The 24,539-nt window shown below is 72.7% G+C and carries 20 protein-coding genes; 6 read left to right on the top strand and 14 right to left on the bottom strand.

Going from position 1 to position 24,539, the window contains the following annotated elements:
* Positions 1–202 precede the first annotated feature (202 nt).
* On the bottom strand, positions 203–910 hold the full coding sequence (locus tag J5X75_RS05755) for a TraB/GumN family protein (RefSeq protein ID WP_208466244.1): 708 nt from the start codon (positions 908–910) through the stop codon (positions 203–205).
* Between the two features lie 495 nt (positions 911–1,405).
* On the opposite strand from J5X75_RS05755, the gene ctaD reads away from it, so the two are divergent.
* A complete protein-coding gene (ctaD, locus tag J5X75_RS05750) occupies positions 1,406–3,154 on the top strand; it encodes an aa3-type cytochrome oxidase subunit I (RefSeq protein WP_208466243.1) in 1,749 nt (582 codons plus the stop codon).
* Positions 3,155–3,298: 144 nt separating this feature from the next.
* Positions 3,299–4,645 carry a hypothetical protein gene (locus tag J5X75_RS05745; protein ID WP_208466242.1) on the top strand — a complete coding sequence of 449 codons (1,347 nt, stop codon included), beginning with the start codon at positions 3,299–3,301 and terminating at the stop codon, positions 4,643–4,645.
* 232 nt (positions 4,646–4,877) lie between these two features.
* Here the strand turns inward: J5X75_RS05745 and J5X75_RS05740 are convergent, their stop codons facing one another.
* The 6 genes from J5X75_RS05740 to J5X75_RS05715 are packed head-to-tail and all read right to left on the bottom strand — an operon-like array spanning position 4,878 to position 11,029.
* Positions 4,878–5,765: an NAD-dependent epimerase/dehydratase family protein gene (locus J5X75_RS05740; RefSeq protein WP_208466241.1), complete on the bottom strand. Its 888-nt coding sequence runs from the start codon at positions 5,763–5,765 to the stop codon at positions 4,878–4,880.
* Positions 5,762–7,063, bottom strand: a complete 1,302-nt coding sequence (locus tag J5X75_RS05735; RefSeq protein ID WP_208466240.1) for a cytochrome P450 family protein — start codon at positions 7,061–7,063, stop codon at positions 5,762–5,764. Before J5X75_RS05735 ends, J5X75_RS05740 begins: the two co-directional genes overlap by 4 nt.
* On the bottom strand, positions 7,060–7,833 hold the full coding sequence (locus J5X75_RS05730) for a glycosyltransferase family 2 protein (RefSeq protein ID WP_208466239.1): 774 nt from the start codon (positions 7,831–7,833) through the stop codon (positions 7,060–7,062). Before J5X75_RS05730 ends, J5X75_RS05735 begins: the two co-directional genes overlap by 4 nt.
* Positions 7,830–9,287, bottom strand: coding sequence for an AMP-binding protein (locus J5X75_RS05725; protein ID WP_208466238.1), 1,458 nt, complete (start codon positions 9,285–9,287; stop codon positions 7,830–7,832). The genes J5X75_RS05730 and J5X75_RS05725 overlap by 4 nt, the downstream gene beginning before the upstream one ends.
* A 27-nt stretch (positions 9,288–9,314) precedes the next feature.
* Positions 9,315–10,052: a glycosyltransferase family 2 protein gene (locus J5X75_RS05720; RefSeq protein WP_208466237.1), complete on the bottom strand. Its 738-nt coding sequence runs from the start codon at positions 10,050–10,052 to the stop codon at positions 9,315–9,317.
* The gene (locus J5X75_RS05715) at positions 10,049–11,029 is read right to left on the bottom strand and encodes a 3-oxoacyl-ACP synthase III family protein (RefSeq protein WP_208466236.1); all 981 of its coding nucleotides are present in this window, start codon (positions 11,027–11,029) and stop codon (positions 10,049–10,051) included. Before J5X75_RS05715 ends, J5X75_RS05720 begins: the two co-directional genes overlap by 4 nt.
* Positions 11,030–11,072: 43 nt before the next feature.
* On the opposite strand from J5X75_RS05715, the gene J5X75_RS05710 reads away from it, so the two are divergent.
* A complete protein-coding gene (locus J5X75_RS05710) occupies positions 11,073–13,004 on the top strand; it encodes a PAS domain S-box protein (protein ID WP_307797937.1) in 1,932 nt (643 codons plus the stop codon).
* On the opposite strand, the gene J5X75_RS05705 is transcribed toward J5X75_RS05710, so the two are convergent.
* Positions 12,982–14,424, bottom strand: a complete 1,443-nt coding sequence (locus J5X75_RS05705) for a serine/threonine-protein kinase (RefSeq protein ID WP_208466235.1) — start codon at positions 14,422–14,424, stop codon at positions 12,982–12,984. The two genes, J5X75_RS05710 and J5X75_RS05705, sit on opposite strands and share 23 nt — an antisense overlap.
* Positions 14,425–14,633: 209 nt before the next feature.
* On the opposite strand from J5X75_RS05705, the gene J5X75_RS05700 reads away from it, so the two are divergent.
* Entirely contained in the window at positions 14,634–15,416 is a 783-nt protein-coding gene (locus J5X75_RS05700) for an ABC transporter ATP-binding protein (RefSeq protein ID WP_238487397.1), read from the top strand.
* On the opposite strand, the gene mdlC is transcribed toward J5X75_RS05700, so the two are convergent.
* From mdlC to J5X75_RS05675, 5 genes are all read right to left on the bottom strand, one after another.
* Positions 15,372–16,940 (bottom strand): benzoylformate decarboxylase, encoded by a 1,569-nt coding sequence (mdlC, locus tag J5X75_RS05695; RefSeq protein WP_208466234.1) that lies wholly within the window; start codon positions 16,938–16,940, stop codon positions 15,372–15,374. The two genes, J5X75_RS05700 and mdlC, sit on opposite strands and share 45 nt — an antisense overlap.
* Positions 16,937–17,677 carry an ABC transporter permease gene (locus tag J5X75_RS05690; RefSeq protein ID WP_208466233.1) on the bottom strand — a complete coding sequence of 247 codons (741 nt, stop codon included), beginning with the start codon at positions 17,675–17,677 and terminating at the stop codon, positions 16,937–16,939. The genes mdlC and J5X75_RS05690 overlap by 4 nt, the downstream gene beginning before the upstream one ends.
* The gene (locus tag J5X75_RS05685) at positions 17,674–18,432 is read right to left on the bottom strand and encodes an ABC transporter permease (RefSeq protein WP_208466232.1); all 759 of its coding nucleotides are present in this window, start codon (positions 18,430–18,432) and stop codon (positions 17,674–17,676) included. Before J5X75_RS05685 ends, J5X75_RS05690 begins: the two co-directional genes overlap by 4 nt.
* Positions 18,429–19,391 carry an ABC transporter substrate-binding protein gene (locus tag J5X75_RS05680; RefSeq protein WP_208466231.1) on the bottom strand — a complete coding sequence of 321 codons (963 nt, stop codon included), beginning with the start codon at positions 19,389–19,391 and terminating at the stop codon, positions 18,429–18,431. The genes J5X75_RS05685 and J5X75_RS05680 overlap by 4 nt, the downstream gene beginning before the upstream one ends.
* 206 nt (positions 19,392–19,597) lie before the next feature.
* The gene (locus tag J5X75_RS05675) at positions 19,598–20,902 is read right to left on the bottom strand and encodes a hemolysin family protein (RefSeq protein ID WP_208466230.1); all 1,305 of its coding nucleotides are present in this window, start codon (positions 20,900–20,902) and stop codon (positions 19,598–19,600) included.
* A gap of 209 nt (positions 20,903–21,111) precedes the next feature.
* On the opposite strand from J5X75_RS05675, the gene J5X75_RS05670 reads away from it, so the two are divergent.
* Positions 21,112–22,128, top strand: coding sequence for a DUF2278 family protein (locus tag J5X75_RS05670; RefSeq protein ID WP_208466229.1), 1,017 nt, complete (start codon positions 21,112–21,114; stop codon positions 22,126–22,128).
* A 65-nt stretch (positions 22,129–22,193) separates the two neighbouring features.
* Here J5X75_RS05670 and J5X75_RS05665 read toward each other — a convergent pair whose 3' ends face one another.
* Positions 22,194–22,760, bottom strand: coding sequence for a TetR family transcriptional regulator (locus tag J5X75_RS05665; protein ID WP_208466228.1), 567 nt, complete (start codon positions 22,758–22,760; stop codon positions 22,194–22,196).
* A 126-nt stretch (positions 22,761–22,886) separates the two neighbouring features.
* Between J5X75_RS05665 and J5X75_RS05660 the strand changes: the two genes are divergently transcribed.
* Positions 22,887–24,449 (top strand): CocE/NonD family hydrolase, encoded by a 1,563-nt coding sequence (locus tag J5X75_RS05660; RefSeq protein WP_208466227.1) that lies wholly within the window; start codon positions 22,887–22,889, stop codon positions 24,447–24,449.
* Positions 24,450–24,539: the final 90 nt, after the last annotated feature.

Raw genomic sequence — 24,539 nt, 5'->3', positions numbered from 1 at the left:
TTGGTTTGGGGATCTTGGGCGTTTTGCCGCCGGGTGCGGTGGTCGATCGTCCAAGGTCTGGGGGAGTTGGGGCTGGGGCACCTTCGGCTGTGGTCCGGCGCGTGGATCTTGGGCGTCTGTGCCGTGTGCTGTGGACGTGATGGATGGGCGTCTGTGCCGCGTGCTCTGGACGCGGTGGTTGGGTGTTCACGAGCCGGGTGTGTCAGGAGAGGGACTTCACGGTGAGCCAGTCCGCCGAGCGGGGGCGGTAACCGTATTTGATCAGGCCGTGGACGATGGCTGGGACGTGACCGGCACCGTAGACGACGGCCACCTCGATCTGTTCGGTGTGGCGTTCCTCGTGCAGCCGGTAGAGCGCCTCCAGCAGCATCGCGTCGCGGTCGCCGAGAAAGGCGTCCTGCAGGCGTGGGTACCGTTCGGCCCACTGCTCCTCGGACGTGGTGGGCAGGTCGTTCACTTCCAGGGCCCGTGACCAGATGGTTCGGGTGCCGCCGAACAACCGCACCGCCATGACCGCCGGCAGCAGTAGCCAGATGAGCATCCGCTGGTGGAGTGGAGCCCGTCGCCAGGCGGTACCGAATTCGGTCGCCGTCGCGTCCGGGTTCACGATGTCGGCGTTCGACGATTCGTAGTCGATCCTCTGCTGCACCAGGCCGGCCCGCCGGTTGAACCGGAGCACCGAGTAACTGAGCGTCAGCGCCCGGCCCAGCAGCGAGAAGCCGCTGTCGCCGCCGACGCCCTCGGTGACGATCACGTCCGCGGTACGCAGTCGGCGGGACACGGCCGTGAAGAACGCGGGCTCCGCCATGTGGATCATCGGGTAGACGACGAAACACATCGGCGTACCGTTCCGGCGCAGCCGGACCACCGCGGACCGCACCGCGAAGTCGCTGATCTCGATGATTTGCATGACGGCCCCCGAAACCGTGCATCCACATCCTTGCCGCCAGAGTGACATCCACCCTCAACACGCCGGCCGGCCGCGAGGACTGTCCGAAGGCCGCTGAAAGAGCGCTCACGGCCGGCTGGATGGCGCCGCGACGGGGTCCACTGCCAGCCGGATCTTTCCGGCCGGCTGTGAGGGCGGTTCGGAGGGCGTCGGAACAGCGCTCACGGCCGGCGGGATTGGCGGGCGGGTGCGGGTGAGGGCCGGGCAGGTGGTGAAGGGCGGGTGGTGCGTTGGGGTGACCGGCTTTGCGGGAGGGGTGCCTCGTGGCGGGGAAACGGCTTCTGGGGGCGGTGGAAGGGTGTGGAATAGGGATCGATGGGTACGCCGCATGGGCGATGGCGACCGCCGGGTTGTGCGGATGGTGCACGGCCCAGGGGTTGATCCGTACTGATGGATGTGGCGCGGGTTGGCAACCAGGTCGCCGGGGAGTACGAACGGTCCAGGGAGGGCATCCATATGACCGCAGTTTCCCCTCGTACCGTGCAGGCGCGGCCGTGGCCGGTGCGACGTGAGGTCAGGGGCTCCTGGCTGGCGCGGACGATCCGCACCACCGATGCCAAGCAGATCGGCATCATGTACATGGCGACCGCCCTGGTGTGGTTCGTGCTGGGCGGGCTGATGGCGTTGCTGATGCGTGCCGAACTGGGCCGGCCGGGCATGCAGATCCTGTCGCCGGAGCAGTACAACCAGCTGTTCACCATGCACGGCACGATCATGCTGCTGTTCTTCGCGACGCCGATCGTGTTCGCGTTCGCCAACTTCGTGGTGCCGATCCAGATCGGGGCGCCGGATGTGGCGTTCCCACGGCTCAACTCGTTCGCGTACTGGCTGTACTTCTTCGGCGGGATGATCGCGTTCGCCGGGTTCCTGGTGCCGGGCGGGGCCGCGGACTTCGGGTGGACCGCCTACACCCCGCTGAGCACGGCGGCGCACTCGCCGGGCGTGGGCGGGAACATGTGGGTGGTCGGGCTGGCGATCTCCGGTGTCGGGACGATCCTCGGCGCGGTCAACATGATCACCACGGTCCTGTGCCTGCGGGCGCCGGGGATGACCATGTTCCGAATGCCGATCATGACGTGGAACATCCTGCTCACGAGCGTACTGGTGGTGTTGGTCTTCCCGTTCCTGGCGGCGGCCCTCTTCGCGCTCGCCGCCGATCGGGTGCTGGGCGCGCAGGTCTTCAACGTGGAGACCGGCGGGCCGTTGCTCTGGCAGCACCTGTTCTGGTTCTTCGGCCATCCCGAGGTCTACATCATCGCGCTGCCGTTCTTCGGGATCATCACCGAGGTGGTGCCGGTCTTCAGCCGCAAGCCGGTGTTCGGGTACAAGACGCTGGTCGCCGCCACGATCCTGATCACCATGCTGTCGATGAGCGTGTGGGCGCACCACATGTTCGCCACCGGTCAGGTGCTGCTGCCGTTCTTCAGCCTGCTCAGCTATCTGATCGCGATCCCGACCGGCATGAAGTTCTTCGTCTGGATCGGGACGATGTGGCGCGGGCAGCTCACCTTCGAGGCGCCGATGCTGTTCGCCGTGGGGTTCATGGTGACGTTCCTGCTCGGCGGCCTGACCGGGGTGCTGCTGGCGTCGCCGCCGGTCGACTTCCACGTGACCGACAGCTATTTCGTGGTGGCGCACTTCCACTACGTGCTGTTCGGGACGATCGTGTTCGCGGTCTTCTCCGGCATCTATTTCTGGTTCCCGAAGATGTTCGGCCGGATGCTCGACGAGAAGCTGGGGAAGGTGCACTTCTGGCTCACCTTCGTCGGCTTCCACCTGACCTTCCTGGTGCAGCACTGGGTCGGCAACGAGGGCATGCCCCGGCGGTATTCGGACTACCTGCCAGGCGACGGCTTCACCACGCTGAACATGATCTCGACGGTGGGCTCGTTCGTGCTGGGGGCCGCCACGCTGCCGTTCCTCTACAACGTGTGGCGGTCGTACCGGGCGGGCCGGGTGGTGACCGCCGACGATCCGTGGGGGCACGGGAACTCGCTCGAGTGGGCGACGTCGAGCCCGCCGCCGCTGCGCAACTTCGACCGGATGCCGCGGATCCGGTCCGAGCGGCCCGCGTTCGATCACAAGTTTCCCGAGCTGGCGGCCGGTGGGCAGTCCGCCGCCGGGCCGCCCGAGGGTGGTGCGCGCCCGTTCACCGAGGAATCCACCGGAGGAGCGACCTATCCGGAGGACCGTACCGATCGTTGAGATACACGGGTTAACAACCATGTATCCGGAAATTTCGGACAAGGTGCTACGTGCGGATGGTGCTTTCTGCTCGAAAGCCCCGTAGCCCGCAAACCGTTACAGGCGATGAGAGATCCGACAACTCCCCCAGTCGGAAGGGATCTCATGCCGATCGCCCGTTCCTCGTCCCGTCCCGCCCACCTCACCGCGGCCGCGGCCGGAGTGGCGGCCGCGCTCGCCCTTCCCGTCACCCCGGCGGCCGCGACTCCGGCGACCCCCACCCCCGAGGGCTGCCATTACGGTGACTTCACCGCCCGGGCCGAGGCCGGCCTCGCCAAGATCACGGTGCTCGACCCGGGCCCGCTGGTGCGCGGCCTGCCCGCCCTCGCCGACGTCCGGCTCGCCGTGGCCGACGGCACCGTGAACAGCGCCGGCCGGCCGTTCAAGGCGGTCGCCGGAGCCCGGCACGCCGACGCCAAGCTGCTGGGCATCCCGGGCGGCGGCACCGGGGCGCAGCACATGGCCCCGTCGAGGTCGAACGGTCCGGTCACCGCCGAGCTGGCCCAGTTCCAGGCGGCCGGGCTGGCCACCGTGAAAGCCGGCAAGGCCACCGCCCAGGCGACCTGGGAGCCGGGGTACCGGTGCGGCCGGACCGGGCCGCTGACCAGGTCGGCCGTCATGCTCGGCGGGCTCTCCCTGCTGGACGGCACCGGGCCGGTCCCGGCCATCCACGCCGACCGGCGCCGGACCGGGCTGCTGCGGGTCGGGCCGAGCGGATCCACCCAGACCGCCACGGATCTCGTACCGGTGGCGCGGGGCCGGATCGGCGTACGCTCCGCGGCCGGCGCCGCGCTCAGCGACCTGAGCCTCTTCGCCGGCACCCCGCAGGAGATCTCGATCAAGGTGATCAACCAGCCCCGGCTCGAGGTGATCGCGGCCGTCGACCGGGTCCACTCCAAGGTCACCTACCGGCCGGCGGTGCTCTCGGTGACCGCGGCCGGCGAAGCGGCGCACGTGCTCAAGGACGCCGGCAAGGGGATCTCGCTCGACCTGCTCGGCGGGATCGAGGAGCGCAGCCCGGCGGCACTCCAGGTCCGGGTCTCCCTCGGCGATCTGAAGCAGCAGGTCAATGGGCGACAGGTACGCGCCGAGGCGGCCACCGTCCGGGTCGAGGTGACCCTCGGTCAGGTGCACGTGCTGGACGTGGCGCTCGGCAATCTGTCCGCGGCGGCCTGCGCGCCGGTCGCGGTGCGTGACGACAAGCCCCACGGCGAGCGCCCGCGCGGCCGCACCTCTCCGACGCCCGCGGCGGTGAAGCCGGTCGGCCGGATTCCGGCATCACCGTCGCCCGCCGCCTCGCCTTCGGCTTCGGTCTCGCCGTCCGGGGGTCCGCGTGACGGTCAGCTCGCCCTCACCGGCACCGACGTGACGGCGTACGGCTTCGGCGGCGCGGCCCTCGTCCTCGGTGGACTCCTGGCCCTGCTCTTCGGCCGCCGTGGCCGCCGCAACTGAGGCGCCGGTGGCTGCCGCGACTGAGGCGCCGGTGGCTGCCGCGACTGAGGCGCCCGTGCCCGCCGCGACCGAGGCGCCTGTGGCCGCCGCGACTGAGGCGCCCGTGCCTGCCGCGACTGAGGCGCCGGTGGTCGCCGCGACTGAGGCGCCGGTGGCTGCCGCGACTGAGGCGCCGGTGGTCGTCGCGACCGAGGCGCCGCAACCGAGGGGACGCGGGGTGAGCGTCAGCGGGTCAGCGCACCTCGCGGAGGTAATCCGCCAGACAGCGGCGCGGGTTCCACCCCTGGGCACGGGCCCGGCCGATGTCCAGGATCACCGCGTTGGTGAGCTGCTCCACGGCGTAGCGGGTGAGCACCGGCGGCCGCCGGGTGACGCGGGCCAGGGCGGTCGCCATGGTCGCCGCGGCGGTCGCCACGGGGATCGGCAGATGGCGGACGCGGGCACCGCAGACCGCCTCGACGACCCGGTCACGCCGATAGGGCTCGGCGTCCGCGATGTTGTAGGCCCCGGGGAGCCAGTCGACGGCGGCCAGGCAGGCGTCGGCCAGGTTCTCCACCGCGGTCAGGCTGAGCGGGACGTCCGGGCCGGGAAGCAGCGCCCGCCCGCCGCGCACCGCCCGCCGCAGCCGGGGCAGCAGGTGCTGGTCGCCGTGACCGTAGACGGCCCGGGGCCGCAGGACCACCGCGCCCGCCGCCAGGGCCAGGCGTTCACCGGCCGCCTTGGTCCGGCCGTAGGCGGTCATCCCGGCCAGCGGATGGTCCTCGCGGATCGGTTCCGGCCCGGCCGGTGCGTAGACGCTCGCGCTGCTCACCCACACCACGGTCCGCGTCCCGGCGGCCGCGAGGAGACGGGCCGCGCCGTCCACGTTCACCGCCCGGAAGGCGGCCTCGGCGACGCGGCCGGGCGGCGGGTCACCCACAGCCGCGGCGAGATGCAGCACGACGTCGGTTCCGGTCAGATCGGGCGGGGTACGGCGGGAAGCGTCCCAATACCGGAATTCCCCCACCGGGCCGGGTCGTCGCCCGAGACAGACCACATCGGCTCCCGCCGCGGCGGCCGCGCGAGCCACCACACCCCCGCAGAACCCGCTCGCCCCGGTGACCGCGATCCGTGCCGTCATCGGGCCGCCACGATCAGGCGGGACCAGCCGGGCAGGGCGCTGCGGCGGTCGGCGCGGGCGGCCCGTACCTCGGGGCGGTAGCGGGCCAGCGCCGTGAGGGTGTCGGTCAGCTGGAGCCGGGCCAGGCGCGCGCCGGGGCAGGCGTGCGGACCGGCGCCGAAGACGAGCTGGGCGATCCGGGCCGGGGCCGGGTCGGTGGGGTCGGGGTCGCGGTGGTGTGCGCCGGCCGCGTGCCGCGCCACCAGGATCAGCCGGTCACCGGCATCGACCGGGCAGCCGCCGACGACACCGCCGCCTGCCGCGACCCGGGGCAGCAGCGGGGTGGCCGCGGTCACCCGCAGCAGTTCGGCGGTCAGGGCCTCGGGGGCCGATGCGGCGTACTCCCAGAGGTCGGCGTCGGCGCACCAGGCCACCGCACGCGGCACCGCGGCGACGGTCGTGTTGATCGCGGCCACCGCCAGCATCGCCGCCAGCCCGTCGGCGGGAGGGCCCTCGGCTGGGCCGCTCGCGCTCGCATCGTCGGCGGGAAGGACGCCGGTGGGGCGGCTCGCGTTCGGATCGTCGGTGGGGAGGAGGCCGGGTGGGCGGCTCGCGCTCCCATCGTCGGTGGGCAGGAGGCCGGTGGGGCGGCTCGCGCTTGGATCGTCGGTGGAAGGGCGGGTGGCCGGGCCGGGTGACGACGGCGGACGGCTGGCGGGAGACGGGGTGAGCAGCGCGTTCAGGCGGGCCGCGGCGCGGTGGGCGGCCCGGCGGTGGTGCGGGAGGGTGAGGCCGGGCAGGTGTTCGCGGGCGGCGGCCGCGGCGGCGGTGCGGGCCGCCGTGGCGAGTTCGCGGCCGTCCACGTCGACGCCGAGCAGGGCGGCCGCCGTGGTTCCGGAGAGTTCGGCGGCCACGTCCACCAGGTCGATCGTCCGGCCGTCGGCGAGCGGGGCGAGGCGGCGTTCGAGGACCGCGAGCCAGATCGGGCGCAGCCGGGCCACCCCGTCCGCGCCGAGTGACTCGGCGAGGGAGCGGCGGGAGCCCCGGTGGTCGTCGCCCTCCTGGTCGAACAGCAGGCCACCGCCGGTCAGCCGGCCGGCCGCCCCGCCGGTGGTGCCCTCCGCGGTCCGGTCGAGCGGGACGCGGGTGAGGCCGTCCAGGTAGGCGGTGGGGGAGTGTGCGATCACCGTCCGGCCGAGCCGGAGCGCCGCCCGGCGCCGGGTGACCGCGAGCAGCGTGAACAGCACCGGGTGGGCGCGCAGGTAGACCGTCCGGTCCCGGCGCCGTGCCCGCCGCTGCGGGTGGCCGGCGCCGGTCATCGGACGTGCACCTCCGTCGAGGTGGGCGGACGCCAGCGGCGGTCCCAGTACCAGAGGAGGGTGCGGCGGGCGCCCCAGGCGCGCAGGCGGCGCAGGCTGGCCTCGACGACCACGTTCTCGGCCCGGACGATGCGGCCGGTCTCGCGGCGGGCGCGGTTGAGCATGGTGACGTCCTCGGACCCGTCCTCCAGGCGTTCCCGGGCGGTGCCGCCGCAGCGCTGGTAGAGGTCGGCGGTCACGGCCAGGTTGTGTCCGTGGATCAGGACGTACGGGGTGCGGTAGGCCGGATCCCGGTGCGCCTTGCGGTAGCGGCCGTAGAGGGCGGCCAGCCGGACCGCCGCCGGGAACACGTGGCGTTCCGCCCAGGTGGGGTTCTCGTCGCGGCGGGGGACGCTGCGCCCGCAGACGAGTTCGGCGCCAGTGGACAGGTGGGCGCGGGCGGTCGCCACCCAGTCCGGGGCCGGGCGGCAGTCGGCGTCGGTACGCAGCAGCAGTGTCGCGCCGGTGGCGATGGCGTGCCGGAACCCGGTGTCGGCCGCGGTCCCGGCCCCGGGTGCCGGTTCGGTGACCACCTCCACCGGGAACGGCGCGCCCACCGCGAACCGGCGGACCACTCCGGCGGTGCCGTCGGTGGAGGCGTTGTCGACCACGATCAGCCGGAAGTCCCGGTCGGTCTGGGCGGCGAGCGCCTCCAGCACGGCGCCGATCGTCGCGGCCTCGTCGAAGGCGGGCACGATCACGGCGAGCCCGGGCGGGAACCGGGTGCTCATCCCCGTACCCCCGGAGGTCTTCTCTGCTGCGGAATGCCGGCGGCGAGCGACGCGGCCGCGCCCCGGTCGGGTTTGCGGGAGCGCCCGGCGAGCGGAACCGGCGCGAAGACCACGCGGTCCGGACGGGCCGCGCCCATCCGGCGCAGCGGCTCGCGCAACGCGGCCTCGACCGCGGGGCGGCTGGCGCCCGGCGCCGTCTCGACCACCGCGACCACGTGTTCGTCGCCGTCACCGGCGGGCACGCCGACCAGGACCGCGAGGGCGACACCGGGCACGTGCAGGGCCGGCTCGTAGAGGCCGGGATAGATGTTCTCGGCCCGGCGCAGGATCATGTCCTTGCAGCGCCCGGCCAGGACGACGCGGCGGCCCCGCAGCGACGCCACATCGCCGGTGGCGACCCATTCGTGCGGCTCCGCGCCGAGGTAGCGGTCGCAGACACCGGCCCCGGCGAGCAGCAGTTGCCCGGTGTCGTCGAGGCGGGCCCGCACCCCGGGCAGCAGGTCGCCGACCAGGTCGCCGTCGCCGTCGTGGGCGGCCTTCTCCCCGGACGGGACGGCGGCCGCCGGGAAGACCTCGGTGAGCGCGTAGACACCCCACGCCTCGTCGGCGCCGGCCGCGCGGACCCGGGCGAGCAGGTTCGCCGAGACCGGGGCGGAGCCGCTGTAGACGTGGCCGGTGAACGGCACGCCGGCGTCGAGCGCGGCCCGGATCTGCGGTGGCGTCAGGTAGGTGGCCTGCGGTTTCAGGCCGGTGACCTGCTTCGCGAGGGCGCGTGGACGGCGGGCCGGCGCGGCGACCGGCGCTCCGGCGGCCAGCGACGGGACCATGACGAAGAAGGTGCCGCCGAGCACCGGGATCCCGGGGCGGGGCCGGACCAGATCGTGTACGGCGCGCAGCCCGGTGTCGAGGCCGGAGCGGGTGTGCACCACGGCCCGGGGGCTGCTGGTCGTGCCCGAGGTGAAGATGACGACCGCGTCGCCGTCGCCGTCGTAGGCCCGGGGAACGGGGCCGGTTCTCCACGACAGGGACGGAGCGTTGCCGGGCAGCCGTGGGCCGACCGTGACCGTTTCGGAGATGTCCGAGAAGTTCGGCAGGGCGAGGTGGACGCGGCGCGCCAACGGGGCCGCCCAGCCCGCCACCGCCTGCGCCGCCGCATCCGCGACGATCAGCGCGGGCGGGGCGAGCGCCAACCGTGACCGGAGCACATCCGGCCCCGCCGTCGGATCCAGCAGGGCCACCCGGACCCCGAGACGGTACGCCGCCAGCACCACGGCCAGCGCCCGTGGCCCGGGACGGATCGCGATCCCGAGCGTGTCGCCCACGGTGAGACCCCGTGCGTGCAGGGCGGTCGCGTACCGGTCCCGCAGCACGGCCAGATCGCCACGGGTCACCCGGCCGGCGAGCGCGGGCCGGTCGTCGCCGGCCCGCAGGCCCGCGCTCAGCTCATCGAGCACGAGGACTCCTCATCGTGCGCCGGGTTCTCATCGGGGGTCGGGGGAGAGCGGGCCGCTGCCCCGGTCGAGGTACCAGCGGGCGGTCCGCAGCACCCCGTACGCGCGCAGCCGCCGGGTCGAGTTCTCCACCACCATCGACCGGCTGTGCACGATCGATGAGGTGGTCCGGCGGACCCGGTTGAGGAAGAGCCGGTCGGTCGGCGACGGCCGCCGCGGCATCCCCCCGCAGGCCTCGTAGAGCTCCGCCGTGAGCGCCATGTTGTTCCCGGCGTGCATCCGGTACGGCGCCAGGCTCCCGTCCCCCCGGTGCGCCGGCCGGATCCGCCCGAAGGCCGCCGCCAGCGTCACGAGCAGCGCGAACACCGCCCGCCCGGCCGGACCGTGCTCGTCCCGCCGGGCGGTGATCCGGCCGCACGCCATCGCGGCGCCACCGTCCAGCGTGGCCCGGGCCGCCGCCACCCAGCCGGGCCGGGGCAGGCAGTCCGCGTCGGTGCGCGCGATCAGGACCGCCCCGCCCTCGATGGCGTGCCGGAACCCGGTGTCGACCGCGCAGCCGACCCCCTTCTCCGGCTCGACGATCACGTGCACCGGGAACGGGGCGCACGGCACGAACGCCCGGACCGCGTCGGCCGTCGTGTCGGTGGAGCCGTTGTCCACCACGAGCAGGGTGAAGTCGGTGTCGGTCTGGGCGGCGAGGGCGTACAGGGTGGCGCTGATCCGGGCCGTCTCGTTGTAGGCGGGCACCACGACCCAGAGGCGGGTCATGATCGTTCCCAGACCATGGTCATGATGCTGACGCCGCCGCCGAGGCCCATGAACAGCACCCGATCCCCCGGCGACAAATCCGGAAATGTCCTCTCTAGTTGGACACCGAGCGTGGCGCTGGCCATGTTCCCCAACGAGGTGACGGTGATCTCCAGCCGGTCCCGGGGCACCCCGGTCACCTCGACGAACCGCTCGAGGTAGGGCAGCGTCACCTGATGCACCAGGATCTTCGCGTAGTCGGTGAACTCGAACCCGGTCCGCGCCCGCACCCGGTCCAGGATGCTGGCCCCGATCTTCTCGAACACCCCGCGCAGCCGGTGCCCGTCGCCGGTGAAGTACGAGTACTCGTCCCCGCGCGGATGCCGTGACCCGCCGCCCGGGATACCGCCGACCGTCCAGTGCTCGGAGAACGTCTCGGTGTCGATGTCCAGGATGCCGCCACGATCCACCGGCTCGACCACCACGGCCGCTCCGGCGTCACCGAACGTGAACCCGGCGAACGACCGTCGCGCCTCCGCCATGTCCGCCACCCGCGGCCGCATCACCCGGCTCGGCGTCTCTCCGGTCACCACGAGCGCCCGCCGCGCCCGCCCGGCCAGGATCATCGACCGGGCCAGGTCGATGCCGTTGACGAAGCTGTTGCAGGCGTTCGTGACGTCCAGGGCGTGCGCCCGGCTGCCCAGGGCGTCCTGGAGGATGTGCGCGGTGGCCGGCTCCACCATGTCCCGGCTGGCCGAGGCGAACAGCAGCAGGTCGATGTCGAGCGGGTCCAGCTCGGCGGACTCCAGGGCGGCGCGGGCGGCGTGCAGCCCGAGGGTGGAGGCGTACTCGCCGTCGTCCGCGATGCGCCGCCGTTCGATGCCGGTGAGCCGGGCGAGCAGGCCGCGGGGTAACCGCCCGATGCCGTCCTGGAGCTCGGCTGTGCCGACCTCACGCTCCGGCAGATGCGCGCCCACCCCGGTGATCCCTACCCGCACTATCCCCCCACAGCAGCCGCCGGTCCCTCAGCATGACGGTTCAGTGTCCGATAGGACGACCGTGCCGGAACAGCTCTTCCTGCTGGGAAACCTGGGCACCATGATCACCTATGCGGCGATCGCGGTGGCCATCGCGGTGCCCCTGGCCCGGGCGGGTCAACTGCGCGCCAACCGGCTTGCCGTCGCCACCGCGCTCATCTTCCTCACCTCGGCGATCGGGCACGGGCTGCACGCGTACCTGGCGTTCGCCGGCCTGGAACGGGCTGGACACTCGGTGGCGATCGGGTGGGTCTGGGCGCTGGCCTGGTGGAACGTGGTCACCGCGGCGGTCGGGGTGTACTACTGGACGGTCCGCCGCGGGCACGCGCCGCTGCGTGGCGCGATCTACACCGGCCCGCACCAGCAGCGGCTGCTCGACGAGGCGGACACGCACCGGGCCACCCTGGAGACGGTCGTCGCGCACACCGACGAGGCGATCATCGGGCTGACCATGGAGGGGATCATCACAGCGTGGAACGGTGGCGCCGAACGGCTCTTCGGCTACTCCGCCGCGGAGATTGTCGGGCGGTCGGCGGCCATCCTCGCCGACGAGAAGGGCGCGGCCGAGCAGCGGGAGGGTTTGCGCCGGATCGTCCAGGGGGAGCGGGGCGTCGTCTACGAGGCGCGGCGCTTCGCCAAGGACGGCAGACCGATCGAGACGGCACTGAGCGTGGCGGCGATCCGGGACCGCACCGGCCGGCCCACCGGCATCTCGGTGGTGGCCCGGGACGTCACCGCCGCCAAGGAGGCCGCCGAGCGCCGCCGGGCCGTCGAGGAGCGCACCCACCAGGCGCAGCGCATGGAGAGCCTGGGCAAACTGGCCGGCGGGGTGGCGCACGACTTCAACAACATCCTGGCGATCATCGTGAACTACACCGACTTCGCGGCCGAGGAGGCGGCCGGCAACGAGGCGCTGGAGACCGACCTCAAGCACGTGCGCACCGCCGCCGACCGGGCCATCAACCTGACCCGCCAGCTGCTCACCTTCACCCGCGGCGACACCATCCAGCCGCGGGACGTCGACCTCAACGCCGCCCTCGCCGAGGTGCAGGCCATGCTCGCGCGGACCATCGGCGAGCACATCAACCTGATCACCGTGCCGTCCGCCGAGCCGGTCGTGGTGCACGCCGACCCCGGCCAGATCCAGCAGGTGCTGCTCAACCTGGCCATCAACGCCCGGGACGCGATGCCGGACGGCGGAACCCTGGTGCTGGAGGCCAACGTCGCCGCCATCGACGGCGACGAGCTCGACATGCAGCCGTCGCTGCCCGCCGGAACCTACGCCCGCCTGCTGGTCAGCGACACCGGCGAGGGCATGACCGCGGACGTGGCGGCGCACATCTTCGAGCCGTTCTACACCACCAAACCGCGCGGCAAGGGCACCGGACTCGGCCTGTCCACCGTCTACGGCATCGTCTCGGAGGCCGGCGGCAGCCTCAATGTCTACTCCGAACCCGGCGTCGGCACGACCTTCCGCATCTACCTGCCGATGGTCACGGTCCCCGGCGCGGCCACCACCGCGGCGCCGCGCCAGGACGATCCACCACCCGGTTCCGGCCAGACCGTCCTGGTGGTCGAGGACGAGCCCGCCCTGGCCCGGGTGGTCACCCGGATCCTGGCCGGCGCCGGCTACCACGTGCTCACCGCCACCGACGGCCGGCAGGCCCTCGCCCTCTTCGGCCAGCACGACTGCGACATCCTGCTGACCGACGTGATCATGCCGGAGATGTCCGGCCGCCGGCTCGCCGAGATCATCCACGGGACGCACCCGGACCTGCCGGTCCTCTACATGTCCGGCTACAGCAACGGCCTGCTCGGCACCACCCACGTGCTCGACGGCGACATCGCCTTCATCGAGAAGCCCTTCACCGCGAACGAGCTCCTCCACAAGATCGCCGAGGTGGTCCCCACGGTCAGGTGCCGGGGCGGGGGTTGAAGGAGGCCAGGACCACGGTGAAGCGGGCCAGCTCGGACGCCCACGACGAGCGGGGTGTCCGCCACTCGATCACATAGGACCGGCCACCGCTGCTGGTCACCCGGCGCAGCGCCCGCATGGCGGTGCCGTCCGGGTCGCGGAACGTGTACTCCCAGACGGCGCTGAGCGGCTCGGGCAGTTCCTGGAGGCGCAGGCGGCGGTAACCGTCCAGGCCGGCGTCACGTTCGGCGTCCTCCAGCGAGGCCACCACGTCGCCGGGCGGGCCGGGGAGCGGGGTGATGCCCAGAACGGTCCGGCCCCGTCTGCCGCCGGTGAAGGACAGCCCACCGGCCGCGAGTTCACCGGCCCGCCAGTTCGCCGGGACCGCCACCCGGAACCCGCTCGGGTCGATCCACCAGGTGAAACCGTCCGGGGCCGGCGGCGTCGACGTGGTGACGGCGGGGATGCCGCTGGGGACCGCGGACGGCGTACCCGAGCGCTCTCCGCCCTGAGCCTCGACCGCGACGGCCGTGAGGGTGGCGGCCAGGGTGACCGCCGCGGCGATCGCCGGAACCCGGCGGCGGAACCGCGAGCGTGGCCGCGCCCGCCCGGCCTCGACGATCTTCCGGAGGCGGGCCTCCACCTCGGCCGCCGGCATCCGGCGGTCCGGTTCCCGGCGCAGCAGCCCGGCCAGCACCGGCGTGAGCGGGCCGGCCCGGCGTGGCGGCGGTGGCCGGTCCCCGCCGACCGCCCGCAGGATCTCGGTGGTGGTCTCCCGCTGGAACGGCGGCCGGCCCTCCACCGCCTGGTAGAGCGTCGCGCCGAGCGACCACAGGTCGGACCGCTCGTCGGAGACGTGGTCGAAGACGCGTTCCGGGGCGATGTACTTCGGGGAGCCGAGGATGACCCCGGCGTCGGAGAGCCGCCGGACCCCGGCCGGGGTGACCGCGGGGCCGAAGTCGGTGAGCACGACCCGGCCGTCCAGCCCGATCAGGACGTTGCCGGGTTTGACGTCGAGGTGCAGCACCCCGGCCTCGCGGGCGGCCCGCAACCCGCCCAGCACGGCGAGGCCGATGGCCGCGACCCGGGCCGGCGGCAGCGGGCCGGACTCGCGGACCACCTGGTGCAGGGACCGGGACGGAAGGTACTCCATCACCAGCCACGGCCCGTCCCACGACGGGAGCACGGCGAGAGTACGGATGACGTTGGGGTGCACGACCCGGGCGGCGGCCTCGGCCTCGGGGTGGGCCAGACGGCGGATCAGCTCGTGCTGCGCCGGCGGCAGCCCGGCCGGGACGGTGCAGTGCTTGACGACCACGAACTCCGGCCCCGCGTCGCCGCCGGACTCGTCGGTGGCCAGCCAGACCCGGCTCATGCCGCCACCGGCGAGCGGGCGGACGAGACGGTAGCGCCCGGCAACGACCTCTCCCACCGTCGCCATGCAGTCACCTCGGTATGCCTGGTCGGAAGCAGCCTCGACGCTACCGCTGAGCCGCCACCGGAAACGGCGTGACGTAACTCTCGGGAGTCGTCTGATTATCCACTGTGACCAGCGAAATGGTGTCCTTCCATCCGCCACGCGGAGGAGTGGAGACGGTGTTTACCCGGATCCCGAGTGATGGGGCGAAGCGGGCAACTACCATCGACCGAATGGTGATGCTCGATGTCCGAGGGCTCTCCCACACCTACCCCGACGGCCACCCGGCGATCTCCGGCGTCGACCTGAGCGTGACCGAGGGCTCGCTGGTCAGCATCGTCGGCCCGTCCGGTTGCGGGAAGTCCACACTGCTGCGCTGCGTCGCCGGTCTGCTGCGCCCGTCCGCCGGTGAGATCCGCCTCGACGGCCGGCCGGTCGACGGCGTCCCGGACGGGCTGGCCGTCGTCTTCCAGGACTACGGCCGCTCCCTCTACCCGTGGCTGACCGTCCGCGACAACGTCGCCCTCCCGCTGCGCCGCCGCGGGCTGGCCCGCCCGCGGCGGCGCGCCGCCGCCACCGGGGCGCTGGAGTCGGTCGGGCTCGGCGGATCGGCCGGGAAGTACCCGTGGCAGCTGTCCGGCGGCATGCAGCAGCGGGTGTCGATCGCACGGGCGCTGGCCTACCGGCCCCGGCTGCTGCTCATGGACGAGCCGTTCGGGTCGGTGGACGCGCAGACCCGGGAGGACCTGGAGGACCTGCTGCTCGGCCTGCGCGGCTCGTACGCCATGACGATCCTGCTGGTCACCCACGACATCGACGAGAGCGTCTACGTCGGCGACCGGGTGGTGGTGTTCGGCGGGTCGCCCGGCCGGATCCGCGCCGACCTGCCGGTCACCCTGCCCGCCCCGCGCGAGCAGATCACCACCCGCACGCTGCCCGAGTTCGTGAAACTGCGCGCCGAGGTGGGCCGGTCAATAAAGGCTCCCCGCGCCGGCGGAGACCACGACGTCGAGTAGGCGCGGGCCGTCCAGCGCCCGGGCCAGCGCGTCCGGCAGCTCGGCGGCCCGGGTGACCCGCTCGGCCGGGAACCCGAAGCCCCGGGCCAGCGACACCAGATCCAGCTCCGGCAGGTCCACACCGGGCACCGCCGGGATGCCGATCCGGCGCCCGAGCGCGGACACCGCCTCGTACCGCCGGTTGTCGAGCACCACGACGGTGAGCGGCGCCCGGCGGCGGGCGGCCGTCCACAGCGCCTGAATGGAGTAGAGGCTCGACCCGTCGCCGACCACGCAGATCACCCGCTCGCCGGCGATCGCCCGGCCCACCGCCACCGGCAGCCCCCAGCCGAGCGCCCCGCTGCCGGTGGTCAGGTAGCCGTTCCGCCGGGTCACCGGGATCCGCTCGTGAAACGCGTCCTTGTGCGACGGCGCCTCCTCGACCAGCACCGCGTCCGGCGGCCGCAGCCGGTCCAGGACGGCCAGCACGGCGGCCGCGCCGAGCGGGTCGGTGAGCGGCGGCACGGGCGGCCGGATCCGGGCCGGCGGGCCGGGGCGGGCGGCCGGACTCACGAGGCGGGCCAGCTCGGCCACCCCGGCGCGGACGGTGCTGAGCACGCTGGTCCCGGTGGCCGCCCACGCGACCGCCGCCGGATCACAGTCCACATGGAACACCCGCGTGCCGTCGGCCACGAACGGCCCGTCGCTGTGTACGTGGTAGGTGAACACCGGCGCACCGATCACCAGCACCACGTCGTTGCCGCCGAGCAACCGCGCGACCGCCGACCGGACCGGCGGCAGGTGACCCTGGAACAGCGGATGATCCTCCGGGAACGCGGCCCGGCTCGGCATCGGCGCGGCCCACACCGCGGCCCGCAGCGTCTCGGCCAGCGCCACCGTCTCGGCCCACGCGCCGTCCTCGTCGATGCCCGGACCGGCCACGATCGCCGGGGCGCGGGCCGCCTCCAGTGCCTCGGCGACCTCCCGCAGCGCCTCCGGGCCGGCGGTGAACGCGGTCCGCGCCGACCGCGGCGGCACCGGATCGGCCTCGGCGTCCCAGTCGTCCTCGGGCACGGAGAGGAAGATCGGGCCGCGCGGCGGCGTCATCGCGACCCGGTGCGCCTCGGCCAGGGCGGTCGGCACGGCCGCGGCGCGTTCCGGCTGGTGACTCCATTTGACGTACGGGCGGGGAAAGGCGGCCGGCTCGTCGGCGGACAGGAACGGCCGGGTCGGCAGCATGGCCCGGGTCTGCTGGCCGGCCACCACGACCAGCGGCACCCGATCCCGGTACGCGTTGAACACCGCACCGAGCGCATGCCCCACCCCGCCCGCCGAATGCAGGCTGACCAGCGCCGCCCGGCCGGTGGCGACCGCGTACCCGGCGGCCGCCCCGACCGCCGACGCCTCCTGCAAGGCCAGCACGTAGTCGAAGTCGCCCGGCCAGTCCCGCAGCATCCGCAGCTCGGTGGAGCCCGGGTTGCCGAACCAGGTGGTCATCCCGGCGGCCCGGCACACCTCGCGGAACTCTTCCCGTACCGACGTCACGGCTGTCCCCTCCAGAGGAGTCGCTCCACCGCGCGCAGGCCCGCGTTGAGCGCGTAGCCCAGCATCCCGAGCAGCGCGATCGCCGCCCACACGGTCTCGTAGTCGAACCGGGTGGTCGCCTCCTGCAACCGGAACCCGATGCCGTCGGCCGCGCCCGGTTGCAACTCGGAGAAGACCATCAGGATCAGCGACAGCGACAACGCCAGCCGCAGCCCGGCGAAGATCTTCGGGAGGCTGGCCGGGACGATGACGTACGCCAGCCGCTCCGGCCCGGTCAACCGGAACGCCCGGGCCGTCTCCAGATGCAGCGGCTCCACCCGGCGGGCGCCGTCGGCGGCGTTCAGCAGCACCGGCCACAGCACGCTGAACACGATCGACGCGATCTGCGCGCGCGGCCCGATCGAGAACAGCACCACGAACACCGGCACCAGCGTCGGCGGCGGGATCGCCCGGAAGAATTGCAACACCGGATCCAGGAACTCGTAGGCCCACCGGGACCGCCCGATCGCGACCCCGAGCACCGCGCCCAGCAGCGAGCCGAGCGCGAACCCGGCGCCCAGCCGCAGCAGGCTGGGCAGCACGTCCTCGGTGGTGGCGCCGGCGCGGCCCAGGTCGTACATCTGCCGGGCGATCACCGACGGCGGCGGGAAGAACGGATCGGCCGCGGCGCCCGCGGCCACCTGCCAGGCGAGGAGGCAGAGCGCGAACAGCAGCCAGCGCTGCGCGAAACCCCTCATCGGTACGCCCACCGGAACATCCGCCGTTCGCCGCTCCACAGCAGACCGTTCACGGCCAGCCCGATCAGCCCGGCCCACACCGTCGCGGCCAGCGTGTCGTCGATGCCGCCCGGATAGGTCGCCGCCTGAGCGATGAAGATCCCGATCCCGGAGCCGAACCCGCCGAACATCTCCGCGGTCACCGCCAGGATCAGGGCCACCGCCGCCGCCATCCGGACCCCGGTCGCCACGAACGGCAGCGTGGCCGGCAACGACACCCGCAGCAGCACGCCCGGCGCACCGAACCCGAAGGCCCGCAACGTCTCCTTGGCCAGCGGATCGACCTCGCGCAGGCCGTACACCGTGTTGATCAGGATCGGCCAGACCGCCGCGTAGACGATCACCGTGAGCCGCATCCCGAGCCCGGCCCCGAGCATCATGGCGACCAGCGGGATCAGCGCCACCGACGGGATCGGCCGCAGGAACTCGACGATCGTGGTGACCGCCCGCCCGACCGCCGGCACACTGCCGAGCAGCAGCCCGAGCGGTACCGCCACGCCGACCGCGATCAGCAGCCCCAGCGCCCAGGCGGTCAGCGTGGCCGCCACGTCGGCCCGGAACAGCGGATCGAACGCCAGCTCCCCGGCCCGGGTGAGGATCACCGACGCCGGCGGGAGGAAGTCGCGGTGCACGATCCCGGCCCGGCCGAGCGCCTCGCTCGCCGCCACGACCAGCGCGATCCCGGTGGCGCCGAGGAGCAAGCCGGACCTCGTCAAGGCTGGAACACGATCGATCCGGCGTCGATCCGGTTGGTCAGCCGTTTCTGCTCGACCATCAGGTCGATCAGCTTCTGCACGCCGGCCGGGTCGCTGGTGTCGGCGAAGTGCGGCATCGTCATCACCTTCGCCACGGCCGGGTCGATCCCGCGGGCGTAGGTGGGCAGGATCGCCTCGACCTTCGCCCGGTCGGCGGCGATCGCGGACGCCTTGCGCAGCGCCCGCTGGAACGCGGCGGCCGTCCCCGGGTTCTCCTTCGTCCACGTCTCCAGGGAGAAGTAGCCGTCCAGCGGCATCTCGGTGACCGGGGCCGCGCCGCCGTCGGCGACCAGCCGCGCCCCCAGCTTCTGCACGGCGTCGGTGAGGAACGGTTCCTGGCTGTGGATCGCGTCCAGGTCACCCTTCTGCAGGGTGGCCGCCATCTGCGGGAACACCACCTGCCGGTAGTCGATCCTCGACGGGTCGACGCCGCTGCTCGCGGCGATCGCGTCGAAGGTGATCGCCTGGATGTTGTTGAGCACGTGCACCGACAGGCTGTGCCCCTCGAGACCCTTGACGTCGGTGATCGGCGAGTCCGGCATCACCAGCACGCCCATGAACCTCGGCGTCAGCCGGGTGCCCTCGGCGACCAGGTTGATCCGCAGGTCGCCCTTGTCGTGGCCGAGCAGCATCGACGCGTTGTTGGCGAAGACGATGTCCACGTCGCCGGTCTTCAGTGCCGGGTACGCCTGCGTGCTCTGCTGCACCGGCTGCGTCCGCACGGTCAGCCCCTCGGCCTCGAAGAGCTTCTCCTGGACGGCGATGTAGTACGGCGCGTTCACGACCAGCGACAACATCGCCACGTTGATGGTCGGCTTCTCCAGGCCGTTCGTGCCCTGCCGGGGCGCGGGATCACCGCCGCAGCCGGCGAGCAGGGCGAGGACGAGCGGTATGCCGAGGAGCTTCCGGAACCGGCCCATCCCCGCACCATATAGCAGATTGTCGATCTATGCCCCGTCTCCGCCCCACCCCGCCACTCCGGCCCCACAGCGCCGACCAGCCATCTCGCGCCCCACCCCGACAACTCGCGCTGTTCGGCTGGCGATGTGCTCGGCCGTCAGGATGGAAGGGGAGTTGCGCCGTCCAGCCGGTGCGGAGACCGGCTGGACGGGGGGAGCGGCCCGGGTCAGACCTGGGCCTGCTCCTCGTCGCGTTTCTCGGTGAGGGCGCGCAGCCGCAGCTTGGTGATCGCACGGCCGGTGATCTCGACGACCTCGGCGGTGTGGCCGTCGATGGTGACGGTCTCGCCGGGGACGGTGGGGATGTGGCCGAGCCGGGCCAGGAGCATGCCGGCCACCGTGGTGTAGTCGCCGGCGTCGGTCTCCTCGATCTCGACGCCGATGTCCGGCAGGTCGTGGATCGGGAAGGTGCCGGGCAGCAGCATGGCGCCGTCGTCCTCGCGGATCACCGACTGGACGTCGCGGTCGGTCTCGTCGTAGATCTCGCCGACCACCTCCTCGACCAGGTCCTCCATGGTGACGATGCCGTCGATGGCGCCGCGCTCGTCGACGACCATGGCGAACTGCTGCCGCTGGACGCGCAGCTGGCGCATGGCGTCGGACACCTTCAGCGTCTCCGGCAGGAACAGCGGGGTGAACATGTGGTCGCTGACCGAGCCGTCGGCGGCGATCAGGTCGCGCAGGTGGACCACGCCGAGCACGTCGTCGAGCCCCATCGGGCCGGTCACCGGCGCCCGGGAGTGGCCGGCCTCGACGAGGCGGGCCAGGCCTTCGGGGGCGGGCAGGCCGGCGGGGAGGATCAGCACGTCCCGGCGCGGGACGAGGATCTCCCGCAGGATGCGGTCGGCGATCTCGAAGGCGCCGCTGATGATGGTGCGCTGCTCGGCGGTGATGTCCTGCTGGGCGGCGACCATGTCGCGGATCTCCTCGGTGCTCACCTCCTCGCGGCCGGCGGCCGGGTCGCCGCCGGTGAGGCGGACGACCAGGTCGGTGGATTTGCCGAGCAGCCAGACGACCGGCCGGGAGAGGGTGGCCAGGACGTCCAGCGGACGGGCCACCAGCAGCGCCCAGCCCTCGGCGCGCTGCATGGCGATCCGCTTCGGGGCGAGCTCGCCGACGACCAGGGTGAAGAACGTCAGGACGATGGTGACCAGGATGATCGACACCGGTTCGGCGGCGCTGCCGAGGAAGCTCAGCGGCTCGATCAGCGGCTGCGCCAGCGACACGGCCGCGGCCGCGGAGGCGAGGAAACCCGCCAGGGTGATCCCGATCTGAATGGTGGCGAGGAACCGGTTCGGGTCCCGCGCCAGCTTGGCGAGGGTCCGTCCGGTGCGTGACTGCTTCTCGAGACGCTGCAACTGGCTCTCCCGCAGCGAGATGAGCGCCATCTCGCTTCCCGAGAACGCCGCGTTGAGCAGCACCAGCACCACGACGAGGACGACTTGCCAGCCGTATCCGCCCACGGCGGACATCAACTCCTTCACGAAGAGGCGAAGGTCCCAGGCTATCCGGAGACCCTGAGAACATTCCCAGCGAGAGGGGGCGTTAAGCGGCGCTATTAGACCCTTTTATGCTGGTACGTCCGGCGCGTCCCACGACCGCGATAGCCAAGATCACATTCCTGGGCAATGTCCGATTGTTTTCCTTGACTACCGCGAAGGCCGGGTGTCGAATCCGGTTCATGCCGCTGAAGAGATACGGGGTATTGCGCGCCGCCGTCGTCGACCGCCGCGTCGAGACCACCGGCACGCCGCATTATCAAATTCATCTTCGAGCGGCCGGGACGGATTTCCGGGCGGCTGTCAACGTGCGTTCCCAGCAGAGTCCTCCCGACCTGCTCTACCTGGGCGTCGACAACTTCCGGCACCCGATCCTGGAGCGGTTGCGCGCCATTCCGGACGGCTTCACCGAGATCGAGAGCCGGCCCGGCACCGCGGCGATCGACTTCATTCGCGGAAATCTTTTCGACCGGACCATGATGCGACCGGTGCCGACCACGGCGCCCGGGCCGGATAATGATCTCGGCGATTTCCTCGATCATCATGTCCGGCGGGCACTCGGTGATCTCGACGCCCGCGCGTACGTCTTCGGCGAGGCCTGGGGCCCGGAGGCGAAGGCCGACAAGATCTTCGGCTTCCGGCCCGGCAACGGCATCCACGACGTGCACATGAACCAGGGCAACAACGGCCGGTTCGCCGGTGACGACGGCGTCTACCAGGACGGCGCGCTGCTGCTCCACTTCCCGGCGGCCGACGACTGGGTGGCGATCTTCCTGGCCTTCCAGTCGCAGGCGTGGCACACCGACGACATCACCGGCCACCGGCTGCCGGGGATCCCGTCGCCCGGCCCGGCGCCCACCCCGGGCCCCGGCGAGCCCGACCACCTCGTCCGGATCGTCGCGGCGCTGGTCAACCCGCCCGGCCCGGCGCCCGAGCCGGAGAGCGTGACGCTGCTGAACACCACCCCGCTGGAGATGGACCTGGCCGGCTGGTCGCTGGCCGACCGGGCCGGCGCCCGGCACCCGCTGAGCGGCCGGCTGGCGGCCGGCGAGGTGACCCGGGTGCGGATCGCCCCGCCGGCCCAGCTCGGCAACGGGGGCGGCACGCTGACCCTGCTGGACGCCCGCGGGCTCAAGGTCGACGGCGTGGCCTGGACCGCCGATCAGGGCCGGCGCGAGGGCTGGACGGTCGTCTTCTAGGCCCGTCCAGAGCCCGATCGTGGACGCTGAACCACCTCCAGCGTCCACGATCGACGGCAGGGCTCTCAGTCGGGCAGGAAGACGCCGTCGAGCACCAGGTCGACGGCGCGGTCCGCGGCGGTGTGGGCGGCCGCCACGTCGGCGGTGGCCTCGGAGACGCTCTGCACCATGGTGAAGAGCAGGACCAGGTCGTCCGGGGTGAGGTCGGCGCGGACGTGCCCGTGGTCGCGGGCCCGGCGCAGCGGCACGGTGAAGGCGGTGACCAGCCGCCGCATGTAGCGCTGCTGGGTCGCGAGGTCGAAGCGGCGGGCCAGCCGGACCACGCCGCGCATCCCGATCAGTGAGTGCAGCACCTCGCGCAGCAGGGTGCGGAGTCCGGCCGGTTCGGTGGAGTGGGCGGCGATCCGGGTCTCCAGCCGCTCCATCTGGTAGCCGAGGACGGCGGCGGTCAGCGCGGTGCGGTCCGGGAAGTGCCGGTAGAGGGTAGCCTGGCCGACGCCGGCCCGGCGGGCGATCTCGGGCATCAGGGCGCCCGGCTCGTCACGGGCCAGCACCTCGCTCGCCGCCTCGAGGATGGCCGCCCGGTTGCGCTGGGCGTCACGGCGACGTGCTGTCGGGGTTCCGTAGATCACTCGCGCCCCCCTTGCTACCGACGAGTCACGTTACTAGCCGGTAACGAGAATGTCACCATCTTCAAATTCTCGGAACCGGTTCCTACGCTGCCGCCACGCTCTCGCCGTCCCCATCGAGGAGTGCTGATGGCGCTTCGCCGGCTCATCCCCCTGATCGCCGCCTTCGTGCTGGTGGCGTCCACCTTGACCGTCACCGCACCGGCCCACGCCGCCGTGGGTACCACCGGTTTCAAGGCCGTCGACATCACCGGTGACGGCGGCGTCGTCCTCAAGGCCAACGTCATCGCACCCTCCGCGGCCGGCCCCCATCCGGCCGTGATCCTCCCGTCCAGCTGGGGTCTCAACGACCTGGAGTATCTGGCCCAGGCGAAGGTGCTCGCCGGGCGCGGGTACGTCGTGGTGTCGTACACGCCGCGGGGCTGGTGGGCGTCCGGCGGCGAGATCGACACCGCCGGCCCGAAGGACATGGCCGATCTGTCCAGGGTGGTCGACTGGACGATCGCGAACACCGCCGCCGACCCGGCCCGGATCGGGGCGGCCGGTGTCTCGTACGGGGCCGGGATCAGCCTGCTCGGCGCCGCCTTCGACAGCCGGATCCGTGCGGTCGGGGTGCTCTCCGGCTGGACCGATCTGGTCTACTCGCTGTACGCCGACTCGACCCGGCACCGGCAGTCGGCCGGCCTGCTGGAACTGGCCGCGCAGATCGTCGGCAAGCCGAGCGCCGAGCTGACCGCCGTGCTCGGCGACTTCAACGCCAACCGGGACGTCGCCGCGGTGATGGCCTGGGCGAAGGTGCGGTCGGCGGCCACCTACCTCGACGCGATCAACGCGAACCGGCCGGCCGTACTGATCGCCAACGGCTGGGGCGACACGTTCTTCCCACCGAACCAGATGATCGACTTCTACGGCCGGCTGACCACCCCGAAGCGGCTCGAGCTGCGGCCCGGTGACCACGCGATCGCCGAGCTGTCCGGCGTGCTGGGCCTGCCCAACGACGTCTGGACCAGCCTGTACTCCTGGCTCGACGAGCACCTGGCGACCGGGGTGACGCGGGCGGACCCGATCTACCTGAGGCCGCTGAACGCCACCGGCGAGACCTACCCGACCTGGTCGGCGCAGACCACCTCGACGGTCCGCCACGGCCTCGGCCGGATCCGCCCGCTGGACGGCACCGGCCTGCTCGGCGGCGCGGTCAGCGGTGGTTGGAGCAAGCGGATCCCGACCGACACCGACACGGTCGCCTCCGGCGGCGTCGTGCTGCTCACCAACGGCGCGGCCGCGATCACCGGGGAGCAGCCGGAGATCTGGCTGCCGTTCGTGGACCGCGGGGAGGCCGGCGTCTGGGCGGCCGAGCGGCCGTCGACGGTGCAGCGGATCCGCGGGGTGCCGAAGCTGCACCTGGAACTGTCCGGCACCGAGTCGCGGGGCACCGTGGTCGCCTACCTGTACGACCTGGACGTGATCGGCAACGCCAAGCTGATCACCCACGCCCCGGCCACCTGGCTGACCGGCGCGGCCGGCGCCCGCGGCATCGACCTGAGGTTGCCGGCCACCGCCTACGACGTGCCGGCCGGGCACTCGCTGACCCTCGTGGTGGACACCGTCGACCCGCTCTACTACGACGAGAACGCGGCCGGCGACACGGTCACCATCGAAGGCGGGTCCTACCTGGACGTGCCGGTCGGCTGAGTGACGAGGGATATGGATCGCCTGCGCCCGCGGTGATCCATATCCTTTTAGGACTCATTGGCCGGGCTGGGAAACAGCGCGGAATCACGA

The organism is Actinoplanes flavus (assembly GCF_017592555.1).
In the GTDB taxonomy this organism is placed as follows: Bacteria; Actinomycetota; Actinomycetes; order Mycobacteriales; family Micromonosporaceae; genus Actinoplanes; species Actinoplanes flavus.
The sequence above is the reverse complement of the archived record's forward strand: the minus strand, read 5'-3'. Positions and strand labels throughout refer to the sequence as shown.

Excerpts from the sequence above, each read along its gene's own strand:
- J5X75_RS05755 (WP_208466244.1), bottom strand. The coding sequence starts at position 910 with ATGCAAATCATCGAGATCAGCGACTTCGCGGTGCGGTCCGCGGTGGTC.
- J5X75_RS05675 (WP_208466230.1), bottom strand. The coding sequence starts at position 20,902 with ATGTCCGCCGTGGGCGGATACGGCTGGCAAGTCGTCCTCGTCGTGGTG.
- J5X75_RS05740 (WP_208466241.1), bottom strand. The coding sequence starts at position 5,765 with ATGACGGCACGGATCGCGGTCACCGGGGCGAGCGGGTTCTGCGGGGGT.
- J5X75_RS05720 (WP_208466237.1), bottom strand. The coding sequence starts at position 10,052 with ATGACCCGCCTCTGGGTCGTGGTGCCCGCCTACAACGAGACGGCCCGG.
- J5X75_RS05700 (WP_238487397.1), top strand. The coding sequence starts at position 14,634 with ATGGTGATGCTCGATGTCCGAGGGCTCTCCCACACCTACCCCGACGGC.
- J5X75_RS05660 (WP_208466227.1), top strand. The coding sequence starts at position 22,887 with ATGGCGCTTCGCCGGCTCATCCCCCTGATCGCCGCCTTCGTGCTGGTG.
- J5X75_RS05690 (WP_208466233.1), bottom strand. The coding sequence starts at position 17,677 with ATGAGGGGTTTCGCGCAGCGCTGGCTGCTGTTCGCGCTCTGCCTCCTC.
- J5X75_RS05745 (WP_208466242.1), top strand. The coding sequence starts at position 3,299 with ATGCCGATCGCCCGTTCCTCGTCCCGTCCCGCCCACCTCACCGCGGCC.
- J5X75_RS05705 (WP_208466235.1), bottom strand. The coding sequence starts at position 14,424 with ATGGCGACGGTGGGAGAGGTCGTTGCCGGGCGCTACCGTCTCGTCCGC.
- J5X75_RS05670 (WP_208466229.1), top strand. The coding sequence starts at position 21,112 with ATGCCGCTGAAGAGATACGGGGTATTGCGCGCCGCCGTCGTCGACCGC.
- J5X75_RS05680 (WP_208466231.1), bottom strand. The coding sequence starts at position 19,391 with ATGGGCCGGTTCCGGAAGCTCCTCGGCATACCGCTCGTCCTCGCCCTG.
- J5X75_RS05735 (WP_208466240.1), bottom strand. The coding sequence starts at position 7,063 with ATGACCGGCGCCGGCCACCCGCAGCGGCGGGCACGGCGCCGGGACCGG.
- J5X75_RS05730 (WP_208466239.1), bottom strand. The coding sequence starts at position 7,833 with ATGAGCACCCGGTTCCCGCCCGGGCTCGCCGTGATCGTGCCCGCCTTC.
- ctaD (WP_208466243.1), top strand. The coding sequence starts at position 1,406 with ATGACCGCAGTTTCCCCTCGTACCGTGCAGGCGCGGCCGTGGCCGGTG.